Source organism: Nocardia sp. NPDC003482, assembly GCF_053588115.1.
On the sequence record NZ_JBSFPI010000013.1, the window covers coordinates 165065 to 183206 of the forward strand.

Sequence of the window (18142 nt, forward strand, 5' to 3'; positions counted from 1 at the left end):
CCTGCGCCAGCGCCCGTTCCCGCGCGGGATTGACGGCGCCGCGGCGGCGGGCCACTATGGTTCACATGTTTACCAACTCGGCGGGATGAGGCGGGCATGAGATTTCTCGCGAGCACGCTCGTTCCCAAACACAGCACCGGGCTCGATCGGCGGCCGTTGAGTCAGCGCGACCGGTTCACCGAACTCGTCGCCCTGGCCCGCTGGGCCGAGGACGTCGGCTACGACGCGTTCGGCGTCGGCGAACGGCACAATCCGTCGCTGCTGTCGTCCTCGCCCGCGGTGATCCTGTCCCACCTCGCGGCGCGGACCCGCCGCATCCGGCTGGTGACCACGGTCGCGGTGCTGTCGCTGACCGATCCGGTGCGGGCCGCCGAGGACTACGCCACCCTCGACCATCTCAGCGACGGACGCCTCGATCTGATCATCGGCAAGGGCGGCGACGCGATCGCCCCGTCGGTGTTCGGGGTGGCGGAGGAGCAACTGTGGGATCGGCTCGAGGAGGGTTACGAGCTGATCCGCCGGTTGTGGCGGGAGGAGCGGGTGAGCTGGCGGGGCCGGTTCCGGCCGCCGCTGACCGACGCCACGATCGAGCCGCATCCGCTGCAACAACCCGCGCCGCGGGTCTGGCACGGGTCGGCCACCAGCCGCCGGTCCACCGAATTGGCCGCCCGCTGGGGGGATCCGCTCTACTCGGCCAACGGCCTCGGCCGCACCGAGAGCTATCTCGAGCTGGTGCGCCACTACCGCGAACGGCTCGCCCACCACGGGCACGACGCGGACGCGGCGCTCGTCGCGGTCGGCGTGCACTCCCCGATCATCACCGATCGCTCCCAGGACGCGCTGGCCATCGCCCGGCCCATCTTCGAAGCCTCGGTGCGGCAACACTTTCCGGACCGGGGGCGGTTCCCCTTCGACTCGTTGGAGGATTTCCTCGCCCACGGTTCGGCGCTGGTCGGCACGCCCGACCAGATCGTCGAGAAGCTCCTGGACCTGCACGCGCGGTTCGGCAATCAGGTCTTCGGGGTCGGTGTGGAGGGCTTCTTCTCCACCTACACCACCGACATCGCGACCACCAAGGGCTACCTCGAACGGTTCTTCGCCGAGGTCGCCCCGGTGCTGCGCGCCGAGATACCCACGACGGTCTGGGACGCGCGGCCCGAACCGTGCGCGACGCCGGTCGCCCCGTGAACGAGGTCCGGCCGCCCCGGCCCACCCCGCGCGAGCGGGCGCTGTGGCACTCCTTCTTTCCAATGGAGGCCGAACTGTGGCAATGGCTCGGCCGCCGCCTGCGCGCGGATGCCGAACTGTCCGAAGCGGATTGGCGCGTCCTCGACGCCCTGGGCAACACCGCGGGCCACCGCCTGCGCGCCCACGAACTCGCCGCCCGCATCGCGTTCGGCAAGAGCCGCCTGCACCAGCACGTCACCCGCATGGTCGGCCGCGGCCTCCTGCACCGCGAACCCGCCCCCGACGACGGCCGCGGCACCGTCGTGAGCCTCACCCCCGAGGGCCTGACCCGGTTCCGGCGCGCCCAGCACCACCGGGCCCGCCACATTCGCGAGGCCCTCCTGGATCCGCTCACGCCCGACGAGGTCGACACCCTGGTGCGTCTCGCGGAGAAGGTGCGCGCGCACCTTCGTCAGCTCGGGACGTGAGCGTCGCGTTCGGCCGGGTAGAGGCGATGGGTGCCCTCGAAGCCCTTGAGTTCGACCTCGCGGTCGGGGCCGAAGATGATCGCGGGGTCGTCGGACAGGGCGTCGCGGACGGTCTCGCTGACCAGGACCTCGCCGCCGGCGGCACGGGCGGCGACGCGGGCGGCCAGGGCGACGTTGCGACCGTAGAGGTCGTCGCCGCGGCGGACCGAGGGGCCCATGTGGACGCCGATCCGGACCAGGACGGTCGGTGATCGGTCGTCGCGGGCGAGCGCGTCCTGGATGTCGAGGCAGCACTCGACCGCGTGCCGGGGTTCGCCGAAGGCGATCATGAAGCCGTCGCCCTGACTCTTCACGATGTGGCCGTGGTGGGTGTCGACCAGACCGTGCACGAGGCGGTCGTGGCGGGTGAGCAGTTTGACCCAGGCGCGGTCGCCGAGTTGCTCGTTCAGCGCGGTGGAACCCTCGATGTCGGAGAAGACGATCACGACGTTCCCGTCGGGCGCGAGCCGGGCCAGATCGGGCCGTTCCACCCGGGCCCAGGCGGCGAGTTCCTCCACCGAGGTGAGCACCGCGCCGCGAAAACCCTTCTCGCGCACCAGGTTCGCGGTCTCCCAGACCGTCTTGACCGCCTGCCGTCCGCGCGCGACGAGCACCCGCCCCGGATCCGTCCGCCGCCGCAGCGAGCGCAACCGGCGGCGCGCGTGCGCCAGCAGGATCCCGACCACGACCAGGGCCACCGCCTCGGCCACGGCGATCACCGCCAGCAGGATCATGATCGCGGTGGTCATGGGGCGACCATAAACCACGGCCTTGCGATCCGCGCCCGGCGCACATACTTTTGCAACAAAAGTACTTGCGTCGAAGAGGAGGTCCGATGAGCGAATCGAGTGGTCTGGTGGGGTACCGGCTGATCTACACCTACGCCGACGGCTGGCGGTACGAGATGTATGTCAAGAACGCGCACACGATCGACTACCGCATCCACTCCGGCATGGTCGGCGGCCGCTGGGTCAAGGATCAGCGGGTGGACCTGGCGCGGCTGACCGAGGGGCATTTCAAGGTCTGCTGGACCGAGCCGACGGGGACGTCGGTGGCGGTGGACATCCTGCCCGAGCTGCGCCGGCTGCACGGGGTGATCTTCTTCCCGCGCTGGGTGCACGACCATCCGCGGCGCACCGTACTGTTCCAGAACGACCACCTCGAGCGGATGGCCGCCTACCGCGACAGCGGCCCGACCTACCCCATCCACGTGGTGAGCGAATTCGCGACCATCACCCGACTGGACTGGATCGGCGAGGACGACGAGACGGTGATCGCCTGCGCCCCTTCGGAATTGCCCGCGGGATTCGCCGACGCCACCGATCGCGGATGAGCCGAACGGTCCGCCCGGGCGCGCTACCCTTCTGTCGGGCGCGGACACACGCCCGGAGCACCGGCAGCGGCGAACAGCCCGAGTAGGCAAAAGGCAGGAGATGTGACCACACTGTTCATGATCGGCTTCACCCTCTGGCTCCCCGGCGCCGTCGCCGTCTTCGTGTCCCGCTCGGGACACCGACGGGCGACGACGACCCTGCTGGCGGGCCTCATACTCGCGGGCGTCGGATCCGCACTGCTGGCCATCGCGATTCCCGCCGTCAGCAAGGACTCCGCGCCGATGAACGTCCTCTACGACATAGCGCTCATCGGAATGGCCGTGCTGTGCGCCGTCGCGACCGTGGCGGTCCTGCGGCACTCCGAGCACACACCGACGCGCTGAGCGCCGACCCGGTTCCTACACTGAACCAATGACCGATCGAGGCGAGTTGGGGAGGTTTCTGCGGGCTCGGCGGGAGCGGGTGGGGCCGCGGGAGGTGGGGTTGCCGGTGGCGGGGGTGCGGCGGACGCCGGGGTTGCGGCGGGAGGAATTGGCGACGTTGGCGGGGGTCAGTGTGGACTATTACGTTCGGCTGGAGCGGGGGAAGGAGACCAATCCCAGTGCGGCCGTGGTGTATCGGCTGGCGGAGGCGTTGCGGTTGAGTGAGGCGGAGACCGATCATCTGTTGACGCTCGCGGCGCACAATGCGGGGGTGCGGCCCGTGCGGCGGCCGGCGGCGCGGACCGTGCGGCCGACCGCGTTGTTGTTGCTGGAGTCGGTGCGGCCCCATCCGGCGTTCGTGGTCAATCACATCAACGACATGCTGGCCGCGAATCCCGGTGGGCTGGCGTTGTATCCGGGCATCACGGACTATCCGCCGGAGCGGCGGAATCTGATCCGGTATCACTTCCTGCATCCGGCGGCGCGGGAGTTGTGGGTGGACTGGGAGACGCTGGTGGCCGGGAGTGTGGCGCATCTGCGGGCGATGGCGGGGACCGATCCCGATGATCCCGAGCTGGCCGCGCTGGTGGGCGAATTGTGTTGTAAGAGTCCGGAATTCGCCCGGATGTGGAATCGGTACGATGTGCGGCCGCGGGGCACGGGGACCAAGGTGTACAACCATCCGACCGTCGGGCGGATGCGGCTGGAGTTCGAGAATCTGCCGTTGATCGACAGCGACGGGCAGCGGTTGGTGGTGTACCTCGCCGAACCGGGGACGCCGGATCACGACGCGATGGTGCTGTTGGAGATGTCGGCGCGGGAGGCGGTGTCCGAGGAGGCGTGACCGCGTGTCCGCGGGGCGTCGAGCGAATCACCGGTTACCGTGAGCCCGGCGCGGGGCGCGCGTCCTCGCGCCGAGGAGGGTGTCATGGCTCTTCGGATCTGCACCACCGCACTGATTCCCCTGGCCGCCGTCCTCGGCGTGGCGGCGTTGGTGACGCTCACGGCGTACGCTCCGCCCCGGAGATGACACCGGCACGGTTACGGAAGCGAGGATCGATGGGACCGGCGAGACCCCCGCGATTCTCGCGCCGAGCCCTGCTGGCCGGGGCTGCCGGAGCCGTTGCGGCACAAGCGTTCCCGGCCGGACCGGCGCACGCCGACAAGCCCGGACCGGACGCGTGGAACGACCTCCGGAACCGCCTGCGCGGCACCGTCACCCGCCCCGGCGACGATGACTTCGCCACCCGCGCCGCCCTCTACGAGCCGCGCTTCGACACCGCGACCCCGCTCGCCGTCACCCGCCCCGCCGATCCGGACGACGTCCGCACGGCCGTCCGCTTCGCCCGCGACCACGACCTCCCGCTCATCGCCCGCGCCGGAGGCCATTCCTACGTCGGCGCGTCGGCCGCCCCGGGCGCGCTCGTCGTCGACCTGCGCGATCTGACCGCGATCACCGTCGACGGCGACCTCGTCACCGTCGGCGCGGGCGCGACCGCTTACGCCGTCCAGCAGGCCCTCGCCCCCGCCGACCGCACCCTCCCCCTGGGCACGTGCCCCACCGTCGGCGTGGCGGGCCTCACCCTCGGCGGCGGCCTCGGAACCCTGTCCCGCCGTTACGGTTTGACCTGCGACCGCCTCGTCTCCGCCCGAGTGGTCCTGCCCACCGGCGCCGTCGCCGACGTGGCGGCCGACCGGATGCCCGAACTCTTCTGGGCGCTGCGCGGCGCGGGCGCGGCGGTCGGCATCGTCACCGACCTGACCTACCGCACCTGCCCGGCCGAATCCGAGGACATTGTGCGCCTGGGCTTTCCGGGCACCGCGACCGTCGACGTCATCACCGGCTGGGCGCGGTGGCTCACGACCGCCGACCGCGCACTCTGGTCCAACCTCGAGATCTCCGCCACCGCAAGCGGACTCGGCTGCGCGGCGAAGATCGTCTGCCCCGCGGGCCGCGGCCCGGCCGCCGCCGCCGACCTGGCCGCCGCCGCCCGCACCGCCCCCACCTCCGTCGACCACCGCACCCTCCCCCACCTCGACGCCGTCCGCGCCCTCGGCGGCGGCGCCACCACGCCCCGCTCGAACAAGACCGCGGGCTCCGACGTCCTCACCGCCCTCTCCCCCGACATCGCCCAGCGCATCACCGACACCGTCGCGGCCCGATCCCGTAGCGGCGCAAGGGGTTACGTCCTCATCGACCCCCTCGACGGCGCGGTCCACGACACCGCCCCCGACGCCACCGCCTTCCCCTGGCGCGCCCACGCCGCGACCCTGCAATGGATCGTCGACGAACCGGACGACCCCCCTGCCGCCCGCGCGTGGATCACCGACGCCCACCGCGCGGTCGGCGCGACGGCCGCCTACGTCAACTACCTCGAACCCGACGCGGACCCGGCCCGCTACTTCGGTCCCAACCTCGACCGCCTGCGCCGCCTCACCGCCGCCGCCGACCCCGGCCGCCTCCTGCGGCCCGGAATCGGCCTGTGACTCAGACCCGTTCCCTCGACCGCGTCCGCACCCGCAGCGCGATCGGCTTCTGCGTATCGGCGAAGAAGTCGTTGCCCTTGTCGTCGACCACGATGAACGCCGGGAAGTCCTCGACCTCGATCTTCCACACCGCCTCCATGCCGAGTTCGGGGTACTCGAGCACCTCGACGGATTTGATGCAGTCCAGCGCCAGCCGCGCCGCGGGACCTCCGATCGACCCCAGATAGAACCCGCCGTGCTCCTGGCACGCCCGCGTCACCTGCGCCGACCGATTCCCCTTGGCCAGCATGACGAACGAACCGCCCGCGGCCTGGAACTGGTCGACATAGGAGTCCATGCGGCCCGCGGTGGTCGGCCCGAACGAGCCGGAGGCGTACCCCTCGGGGGTCTTGGCGGGACCGGCGTAGTAGACGGCCATCTCGCGCAGGTAGCTCGGCATCTCCTCGCCCGCGTCGAGCCGCTCCTTGATCTTGGCGTGCGCGATGTCGCGGGCCACCACCAGGGGCCCGGTCAGCGACAGCCGGGTCTTCACCGGATACTTCGACAGCTCCGCGCGGATCTCCGACATCGGCCTGTTGAGATCGATGCGCACCACGTCGCCGCCGAGGATCTCGTCGGTCTGCTCCGGAAGGTATTGCGCCGGTTCGCGTTCCAGCTGCTCGAGGAACACGCCCTCGGCGGTGATCTTGGCCAGCGCCTGCCGGTCCGCCGAACACGACACCGCGAGGGCCACCGGGCAGCTCGCGCCGTGCCGCGGCAGGCGGATGACGCGCACGTCGTGGCAGAAGTACTTGCCGCCGAACTGCGCCCCGATGCCGAAGGACTGGGTGAGTTCGAACACCCGCTGCTCGAGTTCGAGATCGCGGAAGCCGTGCGCGGCCATCGACCCCTCGGTCGGCAGGTTGTCCAGGTAGTGGGCGGAGGCGTATTTGGCCGTCTTCAAGGCGAATTCGGCCGAGGTGCCGCCGATCACGACCGCCAGATGGTAGGGCGGGCAGGCCGCGGTGCCGAGCGAGCGGATCTTCTCGTCCAGGAACTCCAGCATCCGCTCGGGATTGAGGATCGCCTTGGTCTCCTGGTACAGGAACGACTTGTTGGCCGATCCGCCGCCCTTGGCCATGAACAGGAACTTGTAGGACGGGTGCGCGGGATCGCCCGGCGCGGAATACAATTCGACCTGCGCGGGCAGATTCGAGCCGGTGTTCTTCTCGTCCCACATGGTGATCGGGGCCAGCTGCGAATAGCGCAGATTCAGCTTCGTGTAGGCGTCGAACACGCCGCGGCTGATCCACTCGGCGTCGTCGGCGCCGGTGAGCACGCCCTCGGACTTCTTGCCCATCACGATCGCGGTGCCGGTGTCCTGGCACATGGGCAGCACGCCGCCCGCGGAGATGTTGACGTTCTTGAGCAGGTCCAGGGCCACGAACCGGTCGTTGCCCGAGGACTCGGGATCGTCGATGATGCGGCGCAACTGGGCCAGATGCGCCGGGCGCAGATAGTGGCTGATGTCGTGCATCGCCTCGGCGGTCAGCAGCCGCAGCACCTCGGGATCGACCTCGAGGAACCGCCGCCCGCCCGCCTCGATCGTGCGCACGCCCTCGGTGGTGAGCAGCCGGTACGGCGTCTCGTCGGCACCGATCGGCAGCAGGTCCGAGTAGCGGAATTCCGGGGCGGTCACGATCGCACTCCTCTGGGCGGTTCACGGGGTCGAGCTCGACTGGAGACTGTAGCCAGGCCCCGCCGGGCGGGCGATCTGAGGCAAGCCTAATCATCGTCGCGCGCGGAGAGGTTGCACCTTCAACCCACGGGGTGTACCTGTCGTGTGAACGGTGCCCCGACGACGGGAGGCGACAGCATTGACGAATCAGGGACCTGGAGAGTGATCGTGACCGAACCCCGTTGGCTCGACGACCTCGAGAAGCGCGCCTGGCTGGGCTTCGTGTTCACCCGCGACCTGATCGCCGCCGCGGTCGGCCGGGACTCGCTGCGCGCCTCCAATCTCACCTACGTCGAGTACACGGTGCTGGCCCGCCTCGCCGACGCGCCCCAGCAGCGGCGCAGTTTCGCCGAGCTGGCCGCGGTGCTCGAATGGTCCCAGAGCCGGTTGTCCCATCAGATCACCCGGATGGAGAAGCGCGGACTCGTTGCGCGCGAGGCGGTTCCGGACGACGCCCGCCGCACCGCGGCCGTGCTCACCGCGAAGGGGTCCGAGGTGCTGGCCACCGCGGCGCCCGCGCACGTGGACAGTGTCCGACGCCACATGATCGATGTGCTGGATCGGGACCAATTGGCCGCGCTCGCCGACATTTACGACACGCTGCTGGCCCATCACCGCGGCGACGATCGGGCACCGATGTCCGAAATGCGCCGACAGGCCTGATCGGACAGGTTTGGTTTGTCTCCCGCCGGGTATCGGGTAAGACTAGGCTCGACAGTGGCAAGCGATGAGCAGCCGCGGGCGAGCCACCTGACGAGCAACCGACCTACCCTTAACGAAAGGGGCAGGAGATTCCAATGTCCGACGTGTCCATCGGCCTGTCGCCGGATTCACGGCCGGCCGGCCCGGTCGACAACCTCCTTCCGGAGCTGGTCGAACACCTGCGTCAGAATCGCACCGAGTTGCGGGAGGAATGGGCTCGTCGCATCACCGACGCCGCGCTGCTGACCGCCATGACCCCGGAGGAGATCTTCTCCGAGGCGACCTCGATCTTCGACAACTACGTCGAGGTGCTCGAGACCGGTAGCGTCGAGGCGTTGCAGGCCTACGCGCGCGATCTGTCCGAACGCATCATCCCCCGCGGCGTCGAGACCGACGAGGTCATCGGGATCGTGCTGCTGCTGCGAGATGTGTTGGCGCGCAGCCTGTTCGAGAAGTACCAGTCCAACTTCGATTTGCTCAAGCGGGTGCTCGACGCCTACGAGCCCGCCGCCAACCGCATCGCCAACACCGTGGCCGTGTCCTTCGTGCAGGAGCGCGAGCGCGTCATCCGCCAGCAGCAGGAGGCCATCCGCGAGCTGTCGACGCCGGTGTTGCAGGTGCGCGAACAGCTGCTCATCCTGCCCATCATCGGCGTGCTCGACTCCCAGCGCGCCCGCCAGCTCACCGAACAGCTGCTGCGCGCGATCCGCGCCAATCGCGCCAAGGTCGTCGTCATCGACATCACCGGTGTCCCCGCGATCGACTCCACGGTCGCCAACCACCTGGTGCAGACGGTCGACGCGTCGGGGCTGATGGGCGCGAACGTCATCATCACCGGCCTGTCCTCGGAGATCGCGCTGACGCTGGTGACCATCGGCCTGGACCTGTCGAAGATGAACGCGGTCGGCGACCTCCAGGGCGGCATCGAGGAAGCGGAACGACTGCTCGGCTACGAGGTCACGCGCGTCACCGAACGCGACGGTCGCTGAGCCGGGGCGGGCCCATGCCGGTACCGATTCTCAAACAGGGCACGTACCTGATCGCGTCCGTGCAGTCGGCGCTCACCGACGCCGACACCGAGCGGTTACAGGACGACCTGATGAAGTACGTGAGCAAATATCGCGCACAAGGGATCATCGTCGACGTCACCGCGATCGATGTGATGGACTCCTTCGCCGCCCGCTCGCTGCGTACCATCGCCCACATGACCAAGCTGCGGGGCGCCGAGACGGTCATCGTCGGCCTCCAGCCCGAGGTGGCCTTCGCCATGGTCCAGCTCGGTCTCACCTTCGAGGACATGCACACGGCCCTGGATCTCGAGGAAGGTTTGGCCTGGCTCAACAGACAGCTCCCCGCCCGCCGCCAGCGAGACGGTCGTGACAGTGGCCGCTGACAACGTGGTGATCGCGGTGAAGACGTCCAACGACATCGTGACCGCGCGTCAGGCCGGGCGGGAACTCGCGGCGAAGTTCGGGTTCACGCTCACCGACATCACCATGATCTCCACGGCGATCTCCGAGGTGGCCCGCAACATCACCAGTTACGCGGGCACCGGCGAGATCCGGGTGACGGTGGAGGATCGCGAGGGCCGACGCGCGCTCGTCGTGCAGGCGCAGGATCAGGGTCCGGGCATCCCCGACATCGCGCGGGCGCTCGAGGACGGCTATTCGACCGGGCGCGGGCTCGGGCTGGGACTACCGGGCGCGCGGCGGCTGATGGATCGGCTGCTCGTCGAATCCGCGCCCGGGCAGGGAACTTTGGTGGAGATGTGGAAGTGGGTGCCCGCCGGTGCGTGAGGACGGGCACATCGGCGCGATCGAATGGGCGGTCGCGGGCCGGGCGCTGCCGGGGCAGCGGGTGTCGGGTGATCGGTCCATCGTGCTGGACGCGGGCGGCGGGGCGGCGCTGTTCGCGGTGCTCGACGGGCTCGGGCACGGGGACGCGGCGGCGGGCGCGGCCGACCGTGCGGCACAGGTGCTTTCGGAGAACCGGGCCGAACCGCTCGACGTGCTGATGCTGCTGTGTCATCGGGCGATGGCCGACACCCGCGGAGCGGCGGTGTCGCTGGCGTTGTTCGACGCCGCGGACCGGCTGCACTGGCTGGGGGTGGGCAATGTCGACTCCCGGGTCGTCGCGGCGGGTACCGTCAAACCCGTGGTCCGCGCCACCGCACTGCTCACCGGCGGCATCGTCGGTTATCTGCTGCCGCCCAACATCCAGACGCAGACGGTCGTCGTGCGGCCGGGCGATCTGCTGCTGATGTCCACCGACGGCATCGTGAGCGATTTCGTCGACGACATCGATCTGAGCAAACCGACCGCGGACATCACCGCCGACATCCTGGCCCACCACGTCAAGGACACCGACGACGCGCTGGTGCTCGCGGCGCGCCACCGCGGCCACAGTCCCGGTGAGGCGGCGCGGACATGAGCGCGGTGCTGGCGGCGTTCCGCGAGGCGTACGCGAACGCGCTACGGCTGCATCTGGATTCGCCCAGCCAGACCACCCTCGCCGACGGCTACGAACTCGGGCGGCGCGCCCTGGTCGAGGGCGTGAGCATCCTCGATCTCACCGAACACCACTTCCGGCTGCTGGCCCGCGCGGGCATCGACGACACCGAGTCGGCGCTCGAGTTCCTGTTGCAGACCCTCGCCGCCCTCGACGTGGCCACCCGCGGATTCCTCGACAGCACACGCAGTTACGAGTTGCAGCGGCTGCGCGCGGAGGATCTCGCCGACCGCGACGCGTTCCGCACCGCGCTGGTGGAGTCGTTGCAGGACGGGTTCTTCGTCGCCGACGCGAGCGGCACCGTCACCGAGGTCAATTCGGCGTTCGGGGCGCTGACCGGCTATGGGGCCGAAGGACTTCCGTACAAGCTGCCGCATCCGTGGTCGGTGCCCGAGCACGAGCGGTACCCGAATCTGGGCACCGAGGCCGCCCGTTTCGTGCTGCCCATCCGGCATCGGGACGGGCGGCGGCTGTGGCTGGCGGTCAGCACCTCCTCGGTGATCAAACCGGAGAACGAGGAACGCGTCTACGTCGGGACCATCCGCGACGTCACCGCCGAACACGACGCGCAGGCCCGCGATCAGGCGGTGTCGCGGCTGGCGACCGCGGTCGGCCCGGCGACCAGTGTGGCCGAGGTGCTCTCGGTCGGGCTCGAGGAGTTGCGCCGGGCCACCGACGCGGAGACCGCGGTGGTGTCGGTGTGGCCGAATCGGCAGGGACCGCCGGAACAGTATGTCTCCGGGCCGGTTTCGGACACCGGCGACGAGGCGGTGTCGCGGCAGGTGCTCGACGCGCGGGCGCGGGCGCTGCTGGATCGGGTGCGCACCCAGCCCTCCCGCTCGGTGTTCGTGATCCCCGAGGGCGGGGCGAGTTCGGAGGGCGTCGTGGCGCCGCTGGGCGAGGCCGGGGACGCCGCGCTGTGGCTGCGCTTCGCCGCCCCGCGGGTGATCACCGTCGCCGATCGGGCGTTGTTCTCGCTGCTGGTCGGCCATCTCAGCCTCGCGGTGCAGCGGGCGCGCAACTTCGACCAGGCTCGCGCCACGTCACTGACGTTGCAGCGGGCCATGCTCGGCCCGATCGAGTTGCCGCCGCGGTTCTCGGTGCACTACGAACCGGCGCTGCCGCCGCTCGAGATCGGCGGCGACTGGTACGACGTGGTGCAGTTGCGCGACGGGACCATCGGCGTGGTGGTCGGCGACTGCGTCGGCCGCGGCCTGTCGGCGGCGGTGGTGATGGGCCAATTGCGCACGGCCGCACGGGCTCTGCTGTTGCGCGGCGCGGGCCCGGCGCAGCTGCTCGCGGAACTGGACACGGTCGCCGATCAGATTCCCGGCGCGATGTGCACGACGGTGTGCGCGGCCGTGCTCGATCCCGCGCGCGGGCTGATCCGCTACTCCAACGCCGGGCACATGCCGCCGGTGCTGGCCGAACCCGACGCCAAGGGCCGCCTGCTCGAGGGCGGGCGCGCGGTGCCGCTGGCCACCTTCGACACGCCCCGGCGGCCCGAGGCCACCACCGCGCTCGCGCCCGGTTCCACGCTGGTGTTGTTCACCGACGGCCTGGTCGAACAGCGCGGGGTCGACATCGATATGCGATTCGACGAGCTGGCCGACGAATTGTCCGGCGCCACACGCGATCTCCCGCGCGAGGTGGCCGACGCGGTGCTGTCGCGGCTGCGCCCCAGCGGCGGGTACGACGACGATGTCGCCATGGTCGTCTACCGGCAGCCGCCGCGCCCGCTGCACGTCGACGTCCCCGCCGAACCGCTGCGCCTGTCGGGCATGCGCCGCGAGCTGACGAATTGGCTTGCCGCGGCGGCAGTCCCGCATGAACTCGCCGCCGATCTCGTCGCCGCCGCCAACGAGGCGTGCAGCAACAGCATCGAGCACGCGTATCTGGGCAGCGCCCCCGGCCGCGTCGTGCTCACCGCCGACTGCACGATGGACAATGTGGTGATCGAGGTGGCCGACAGCGGGGTGTGGCGGCCGCAGCCGGAGGATCCCGGCCATCGCGGTCGCGGCATCGCCATGATGCGCGCGCTCAGCGACGAGTTGACCATCGATCACGTCGGCATCGGCACCCGGGTCCGCATGGTCGCCCGCCTCCCCGCGGTCTCGGTGGCCGCCGCGAGCCGGGTTCCGTGATGGTGCCGAATCGGGGCCGATCGGCCATCAATCCGGGCCAGGATGCGGCGTTCGGGGCCGGTTCATGGCAGATTGTTTCGATGTGACCAATACTCCCGGAGACGCATACCCCCTCGCCGACACGATGACCACCTCGGTCGCGGTGCACGACGAAGCGACGGTGCTCACCGTGGTCGGCGAGGTCGACCTGGCGACCGCGCCCGCGCTGGAGAACGCGATCGAGGCGGCGCTCGGCGGCACGCCCGCCGCCCTGATCATCGATCTGTCGCAGGTGACCTTCCTCGCCTCGGCCGGTATGGCCGCGCTGGTGGCGGCGCACCGGCGGGCCGGGGCGGCGACCAGGATCGCGGTGGTCGCCGACGGCCCGGCCACCGGCCGTCAGCTCAAGATGACCAACCTGGATCAGGTCTTCGCCCTGCACCCGACCCTCGAGGAGGCGCTGGCGGCGCTGCGCGGCTGACTCAGATCAGCTCGCGCAGCTGTTCGATCAGCTTCACGCGTTCGGCGGCGGTGGCGGCCAGCGGCACCACGTTGAGCACCGTCACCCCGGCCTCCCGGAAGGCCGCTACCCGTTCGGCGACGAATCCGGCCGGTCCGATCAGCGAGATGTCGCGGACCAGCTCGTCGGGGACGGCCTTGGCGGCCTCGTCCTTCTTGCCCGCCAGATACAGTTCCTGGATGTGGTCGGCGGCCGCGCCGTAGCCGTACTTGGTGGCGAGGGCGTGGTAGAAGTTCTTGCCCTTGGCGCCCATGCCGCCGATGTAGAGCGCCAGATGCGGTTTGACGAACTCGCGCAGCGGTTCCACGTCCTCGCCGATGGCCAGCGTGGGTCCGGCGTAGACCTCGAGCTCGCCGAGGGCCGGATCGCGGCGCGCCTTGCCCGCGGCGAGGGAGTCGCCCCATACGTCGTCCGCCTTCTCCGGCAGGAAGAAGATCGGCTGCCAGCCCTCGGCGATCTCGGCGGCCAGCTCCACGTTCTTGGGCCCGAGCGCGGCCAGCAGCACCGGAATGCGTTCGCGCACGGGATGATTGATGAGCTTGAGCGCCTTGCCCAGCCCGGTCCCCCGCTCGGCGGGCAGCGGCAGCGTGTAGTACCGGCCCTCGAATTCGAGCCGCTCGCGCCGCCACACCTTGCGGCAGATCTCGACGATCTCGCGGGTGCGGCCGATGGGCGCGTCGTAGGGCACCCCGTGGAATCCCTCGATGACCTGCGGACCGGACGCGCCGAGCCCGAGGATGTAGCGGCCGTCGGAGACGTAGTCCAGGCCCGCCGCGGTCATGGCGGTCAGCGTGGGCGTGCGGGTGTACAGCTGGAGGATGCCCGAGGCCAGTTGCACGCGTTCGGTTTTGGCGGCCAGATACCCCAGGGCGCTCACCGCGTCGAACGAGTAGGCCTCGGGCACGAAGACGATGTCCAGCCCGGCCCGTTCCAGGTCGGCGACCTCCGCGGCCACCTCTTTGAAACCGCCCGCATAGTTGATGCCCAATCCGATACGCATGGTCCCGAACCTACTCACCCCGCCGGTCCGGTGCTCGACGAGGGCCGGGCGGCCGGTACGGTGGGCCGCGGACCCCATGCCGTTCACCGCCCCCGGGAGGCCCCTCATCATGTCCTTCGCCACCTCGACGATCGGCGGCTATCTCGACGATCTCGCGGCCAAGATCCCCGCCCCCGGCGGCGGCGCGGTCGCGGCCCTGCACGCCGCCCAGGCCGCGGCGCTGGTGGCCATGGTCGCCCGCTACACGACGCGGGCGAAGGACGCCGACAACCGCCCGGCCATCGATCGGATCATCGCCGCCGCCGACGCCGCCCGCGCCCGCGCGCTCGCGCTGGCCGACGCCGACGCCGACGCCTTCACCGCCGTGGGCGCGGCCTACAAGCTGCCCAGGACCACCGACGAGGAGACCGCCGCCCGCGACCGCGCGATCGAGGCGGCGCTGCTCGAGGCGGCCCGCGTGCCCGCCGCGGTGGTGGCCGAGGCCGACGAGATCGTCTCGCTCGCAACGGATCTGCTGCCGATCGGCAATCCGAACGTGGTGACCGACATCGGCGCGGCCGCCGACGCCGCGCGGTCGGCCGCGGCCAGTTCGCGGCTCAACATCGCCATCAACGTGGCCTCGCTGGCCGATCATCACGCCGCGGAGTTCGAGCCGGTGCTGCGCCGGATCGAGGAGATCCTGGCCCGCGCCGACGCCCTGCACTCCGACGTGGTCTCCGCCATCGCCCGCTGAGTCCCGCCTCAGGCGTCGTGGCGGCGCAGCCAGTCCAGCATGACGTCCCGGTTCACCTGCGCGCCGATATTGGGCACGCCGTCGAATCCGTGGTCGTAGAACGGCAGCCGCACGTACCGGTTCTCGACCCCGGCGGCGGTCAGCTGGTCCGCGAAAGCGCTTGTGCGCGAGGCGAAGACGAGATGATCCGCCGCGCCTTGCAGCAGCAGGGTGGGTGGGGAGTCCGGGCCGATCCACGGGGCGGAGTCGGTGGCGGCGTAGCGCTCGGGGTAGCGCGAGGCGGGGCCGCCGAGGTATTCGCGGCCGACCCGGTGGCCTTCGGCGGTGTCGGTCTCGGAGCCGGTGAGGTCGACGGCCGGGTAGTCGGCCAGCACCGCGCGCACCCGGGGTAGGTCGTCGGGGGTGCCGCAGGAGGGTTTCAGCGCCCTGCGCGCGATCTTGTAGGCGACATTGATCGCGAGGTTGCCGCCCGCCGAGTCGCCGAAGGTGGCCAGCCGGTCGGTATTCCAATTGTATTGCCGCGCATGGGTCGTCACCCAGGTGAGCGCGCAGCCGACGTCCGCGTCCTCGGTGTCCCAGCGCAGGTCGTCGCCGCGGGAGAGCCGGTAGTCGACATCGACGACGGCGTAGCCGCGATCGGCGAGCCAGCTGTTGTAGGGCGTCGGCCCGCGCGCGCCCGCGACGAAACCGCCGCCGTGGATCCGCACGACCACCGGGACGGGACCCGGAACCCCTTGCGGCAGATACAGATCCGCGCGCATCGGCTCGCCGTCGAGGCTCGCATAGGCTACTGTCTCATCTGGGCCTCGTCCGCCGACGACCTGCGGGAGCGGCGGACCGGCCAGGATCCAGCGGCCGGTCTCGCGATGCGCCGCCAGCACCGAGCCGATCGAGGTGATCAGCGTCAGCACGAGTCCGAGGACCGCCAGCGCGGTCACGGTTCCGGCCGTCCCGCTCCGGCGGCCGCGGCGGGCGAGCAGCGCCAGCGCCACCGCGACGACGGCCACGGCGAGCAGCCACGAATCCCACATCGAGCGGATCCAGCCGAGGGCCATGATCGACGCCTGCGGCACCGCCACGCGCAACAGGGGTGCGAGCCAGGGCACCGGCAGGAGGGCCAGCGCTTGCGCGAGCACCAGCCCGAGCGCCAGGACCGCGGCCACCACCAGCGCGACGATCCGTCCGATTCGACCGATCACAGGCACCCTCCCTGGCTCCGTCCCCGACCTCCCGATGCTACGGGCGCGGCGGGGTTCGGCACGCGCCCCCATGCTTCGGCCGCTGCGTGCCCCACCCCACTGGCCGTATGTCCGGTTGGTCGGGTTAATGTGCATGACAAGGGGTAGGGCCATAGCAGATGCATCGTTGCTATCGGCCACGGGACACGCGACGGATGGATCACGAAGTCGATACGTTTTCGTGCGGCGGACCGATCCTGACATTTGAACAATCTTCGAACTCACACCACTCGAAGGGGTGGAAGCCATGCGGAACATGATTCGGCATGTGTTCCTGGTGCTCGTGATCGCCGGACTGGCGGCGCTCACCTCGGGCACAGCGACAGCGCTCAACGGAACACCACAGCACAATTCGGGGGCTCGCACCGATTACCGGGCCGACGCGGTCACCGCCGAGGGTGACATGTCGGCGCACACCTTCACGGTGTTCGTGCCCGGCCAGCCGCCGCGGGTGATGCCCGCGTCGTTCGGCAAGCCGGGCCGCGAGACGCCGGTCGGCACCTTCCCCATCATGGAGAAGGACCGGACCATCATCTTCGACTCCCGCACGATCGGCATCCCGCTCAGCTCACCGGAGGGCTACTACCTCACCGGTGAGTTCGCAGAGCGGCTCACCTCGGGCGGCGTGTTCGTGCACTCCGCGCCGTGGTCGGTCGATCAGCAGGGCAATGCCAATGTCAGCCACGGGTGCGTCAATCTCGCGCCGGACGACGCCGAGTGGTACTACAACGTCGTCCACGTCGGCGATCCGGTGACCATTCACTGGTGAGTCAGCCGCGGGCCGCCTCGGCGGCCCGCACCACGTGCGCCATCAGCAGGGCGGTCGTGACGGGCCCCACCCCACCGGGTACCGGGCTCAGCGCGGCCGCCCTGCCCTGTACCGACTCGGCGTCCACATCGCCCACGATGCCGCCGTCCGGTCCCTCGTTGGTGCCGACGTCGATGACCACCGCGCCCGCGCGCACGTGCTCGCCGGTGATCAGGCCCGCGCGGCCCGCGGCGGCGACCACGATATCGGCGGCCGAGGTGACCGCGGGCAGGTCGGTGGTGCGGGAGTGGCACACGGTAACGGTCGCGTTCTCGGCCAGCAACAGCTGCGCGAGCGGTTTGCCGACCACGTTGGAGCGGCCGACCACGGCCACGTGCCTGCCGCTCAGCGGGATGTCGTGAAACTTCGCGAGTTCGACCACGGCCTGCGCGGTCGCGGGCGGGAAGCCCGGCAGGCCGGTCGCGAGCAGGCCCAGCGAGTGCGGGCTCACGCCGTCTACGTCCTTGGCGGCCGTGATCGATGAGCTGACGTCGGCCAGGGCGACGCCCGCGGGCAGCGGGGTCTGCAACATGACGGCGTCCACGGCCGGGTCCCCGCTGAGTTCCGCCAGCGTCGCGCGGATCGCGTCGGCGCTCGCGTCGGCGCCGAGATCGACTGTGTCGCAGGCGATTCCGAGTTTGCCCGCGGCGCGTTGCAGCGACTTCACGTACCATCCGCTGGCCGGATCGTCATTGGCCACCACCAGCACCAGCCGCGGCGCGGCGCCCGAGGCGGTGAGGGCGGCGGCCCGGTCGGCGGTAGCGGCGTTGAGGTCGGCGGCGAGTTGCTTGCCGGTCAGCGAGGTCGTGTCCACGGGGATTCAGCTTATCGGGCGCGCCGGTCGGGGTGGCGGTCG

Annotated in this window: 19 protein-coding genes and 1 pseudogene; 15 read left to right on the forward strand and 5 right to left on the reverse strand. The window is 70.5% G+C overall.

Going from position 1 to position 18142, the window contains the following annotated elements; genetic code table 11:
- The first annotated feature begins 96 nt into the window (after positions 1-96).
- Together ACWDSJ_RS21765 and ACWDSJ_RS21770 are read left to right on the forward strand one after the other, a co-directional pair.
- Complete coding sequence (locus tag ACWDSJ_RS21765; protein WP_450033857.1) at positions 97-1188, forward strand: LLM class flavin-dependent oxidoreductase; 1092 nt, start codon at positions 97-99, stop codon at positions 1186-1188.
- A complete protein-coding gene (locus tag ACWDSJ_RS21770) occupies positions 1185-1655 on the forward strand; it encodes a MarR family winged helix-turn-helix transcriptional regulator (protein ID WP_450033859.1) in 471 nt (156 codons plus the stop codon). Before ACWDSJ_RS21765 ends, ACWDSJ_RS21770 begins: the two co-directional genes overlap by 4 nt.
- Here the strand turns inward: ACWDSJ_RS21770 and ACWDSJ_RS21775 are convergent.
- Complete coding sequence (locus ACWDSJ_RS21775) at positions 1640-2443, reverse strand: adenylate/guanylate cyclase domain-containing protein (protein ID WP_450033860.1); 804 nt, start codon at positions 2441-2443, stop codon at positions 1640-1642. The genes ACWDSJ_RS21770 and ACWDSJ_RS21775 overlap by 16 nt on opposite strands.
- 86 nt (positions 2444-2529) lie before the next feature.
- Between ACWDSJ_RS21775 and ACWDSJ_RS21780 the strand changes: the two genes are divergently transcribed.
- The 4 genes from ACWDSJ_RS21780 to ACWDSJ_RS21795 all read left to right on the forward strand — a co-directional run bounded on the left by ACWDSJ_RS21780 (position 2530) and on the right by ACWDSJ_RS21795 (position 5937).
- The gene (locus tag ACWDSJ_RS21780) at positions 2530-3027 is read left to right on the forward strand and encodes a phenolic acid decarboxylase (protein WP_450033862.1); all 498 of its coding nucleotides are present in this window, start codon (positions 2530-2532) and stop codon (positions 3025-3027) included.
- A 102-nt stretch (positions 3028-3129) separates the two neighbouring features.
- A complete protein-coding gene (locus ACWDSJ_RS21785; RefSeq protein WP_387361100.1) occupies positions 3130-3411 on the forward strand; it encodes a hypothetical protein in 282 nt (93 codons plus the stop codon).
- Positions 3412-3439: 28 nt separating this feature from the next.
- A complete protein-coding gene (locus tag ACWDSJ_RS21790) occupies positions 3440-4294 on the forward strand; it encodes a helix-turn-helix transcriptional regulator (protein WP_450033864.1) in 855 nt (284 codons plus the stop codon).
- A gap of 215 nt (positions 4295-4509) precedes the next feature.
- Positions 4510-5937: an FAD-binding oxidoreductase gene (locus ACWDSJ_RS21795; RefSeq protein ID WP_450033866.1), complete on the forward strand. Its 1428-nt coding sequence runs from the start codon at positions 4510-4512 to the stop codon at positions 5935-5937.
- 1 nt (position 5938) lies between these two features.
- On the opposite strand, the gene ACWDSJ_RS21800 is transcribed toward ACWDSJ_RS21795, so the two are convergent.
- The gene (locus ACWDSJ_RS21800; protein WP_450033867.1) at positions 5939-7615 is read right to left on the reverse strand and encodes a fumarate hydratase; all 1677 of its coding nucleotides are present in this window, start codon (positions 7613-7615) and stop codon (positions 5939-5941) included.
- A gap of 207 nt (positions 7616-7822) precedes the next feature.
- Here ACWDSJ_RS21800 and ACWDSJ_RS21805 point away from each other — a divergent pair, with 207 nt between their 5' ends.
- The 7 genes from ACWDSJ_RS21805 (at position 7823) to ACWDSJ_RS21835 (ending at position 13468) form a co-directional block, all read left to right on the forward strand.
- The gene (locus ACWDSJ_RS21805; protein ID WP_450033869.1) at positions 7823-8317 is read left to right on the forward strand and encodes a MarR family winged helix-turn-helix transcriptional regulator; all 495 of its coding nucleotides are present in this window, start codon (positions 7823-7825) and stop codon (positions 8315-8317) included.
- Positions 8318-8451: 134 nt separating this feature from the next.
- Complete coding sequence (locus ACWDSJ_RS21810; protein WP_387361090.1) at positions 8452-9345, forward strand: STAS domain-containing protein; 894 nt, start codon at positions 8452-8454, stop codon at positions 9343-9345.
- 14 nt (positions 9346-9359) lie between these two features.
- Positions 9360-9749, forward strand: a complete 390-nt coding sequence (locus ACWDSJ_RS21815; RefSeq protein WP_387361088.1) for an STAS domain-containing protein — start codon at positions 9360-9362, stop codon at positions 9747-9749.
- On the forward strand, positions 9739-10152 hold the full coding sequence (locus ACWDSJ_RS21820; RefSeq protein ID WP_387361331.1) for an ATP-binding protein: 414 nt from the start codon (positions 9739-9741) through the stop codon (positions 10150-10152). Before ACWDSJ_RS21815 ends, ACWDSJ_RS21820 begins: the two co-directional genes overlap by 11 nt.
- The gene (locus tag ACWDSJ_RS21825) at positions 10145-10786 is read left to right on the forward strand and encodes a SpoIIE family protein phosphatase (RefSeq protein WP_450033870.1); all 642 of its coding nucleotides are present in this window, start codon (positions 10145-10147) and stop codon (positions 10784-10786) included. The genes ACWDSJ_RS21820 and ACWDSJ_RS21825 overlap by 8 nt, the downstream gene beginning before the upstream one ends.
- Complete coding sequence (locus ACWDSJ_RS21830) at positions 10783-13008, forward strand: SpoIIE family protein phosphatase (protein ID WP_450033872.1); 2226 nt, start codon at positions 10783-10785, stop codon at positions 13006-13008. The genes ACWDSJ_RS21825 and ACWDSJ_RS21830 overlap by 4 nt, the downstream gene beginning before the upstream one ends.
- Positions 13009-13132: 124 nt before the next feature.
- Positions 13133-13468, forward strand: a complete 336-nt coding sequence (locus ACWDSJ_RS21835) for an STAS domain-containing protein (RefSeq protein WP_387361329.1) — start codon at positions 13133-13135, stop codon at positions 13466-13468.
- 1 nt (position 13469) lies between these two features.
- Here the strand turns inward: ACWDSJ_RS21835 and ACWDSJ_RS21840 are convergent, their stop codons facing one another.
- A complete protein-coding gene (locus ACWDSJ_RS21840; protein ID WP_450033874.1) occupies positions 13470-14507 on the reverse strand; it encodes an LLM class F420-dependent oxidoreductase in 1038 nt (345 codons plus the stop codon).
- A 109-nt stretch (positions 14508-14616) separates the two neighbouring features.
- On the opposite strand from ACWDSJ_RS21840, the gene ACWDSJ_RS21845 reads away from it, so the two are divergent.
- Positions 14617-15240, forward strand: coding sequence for a cyclodeaminase/cyclohydrolase family protein (locus tag ACWDSJ_RS21845; RefSeq protein WP_450033876.1), 624 nt, complete (start codon positions 14617-14619; stop codon positions 15238-15240).
- Positions 15241-15248: 8 nt separating this feature from the next.
- Here ACWDSJ_RS21845 and ACWDSJ_RS21850 read toward each other — a convergent pair whose 3' ends face one another.
- On the reverse strand, positions 15249-16439 hold the full coding sequence (locus tag ACWDSJ_RS21850; protein WP_450033877.1) for an alpha/beta hydrolase: 1191 nt from the start codon (positions 16437-16439) through the stop codon (positions 15249-15251).
- Positions 16440-16884: 445 nt separating this feature from the next.
- Between ACWDSJ_RS21850 and ACWDSJ_RS21855 the strand changes: the two are divergent.
- Positions 16885-17247: pseudogene (locus ACWDSJ_RS21855) on the forward strand (L,D-transpeptidase); the annotation flags it as partial.
- A 1-nt stretch (position 17248) separates the two neighbouring features.
- On the opposite strand, the gene ACWDSJ_RS21860 reads toward ACWDSJ_RS21855, so the two are convergent.
- On the reverse strand, positions 17249-18100 hold the full coding sequence (locus ACWDSJ_RS21860) for a bifunctional 5,10-methylenetetrahydrofolate dehydrogenase/5,10-methenyltetrahydrofolate cyclohydrolase (protein ID WP_450033879.1): 852 nt from the start codon (positions 18098-18100) through the stop codon (positions 17249-17251).
- Positions 18101-18142 lie beyond the last annotated feature (42 nt).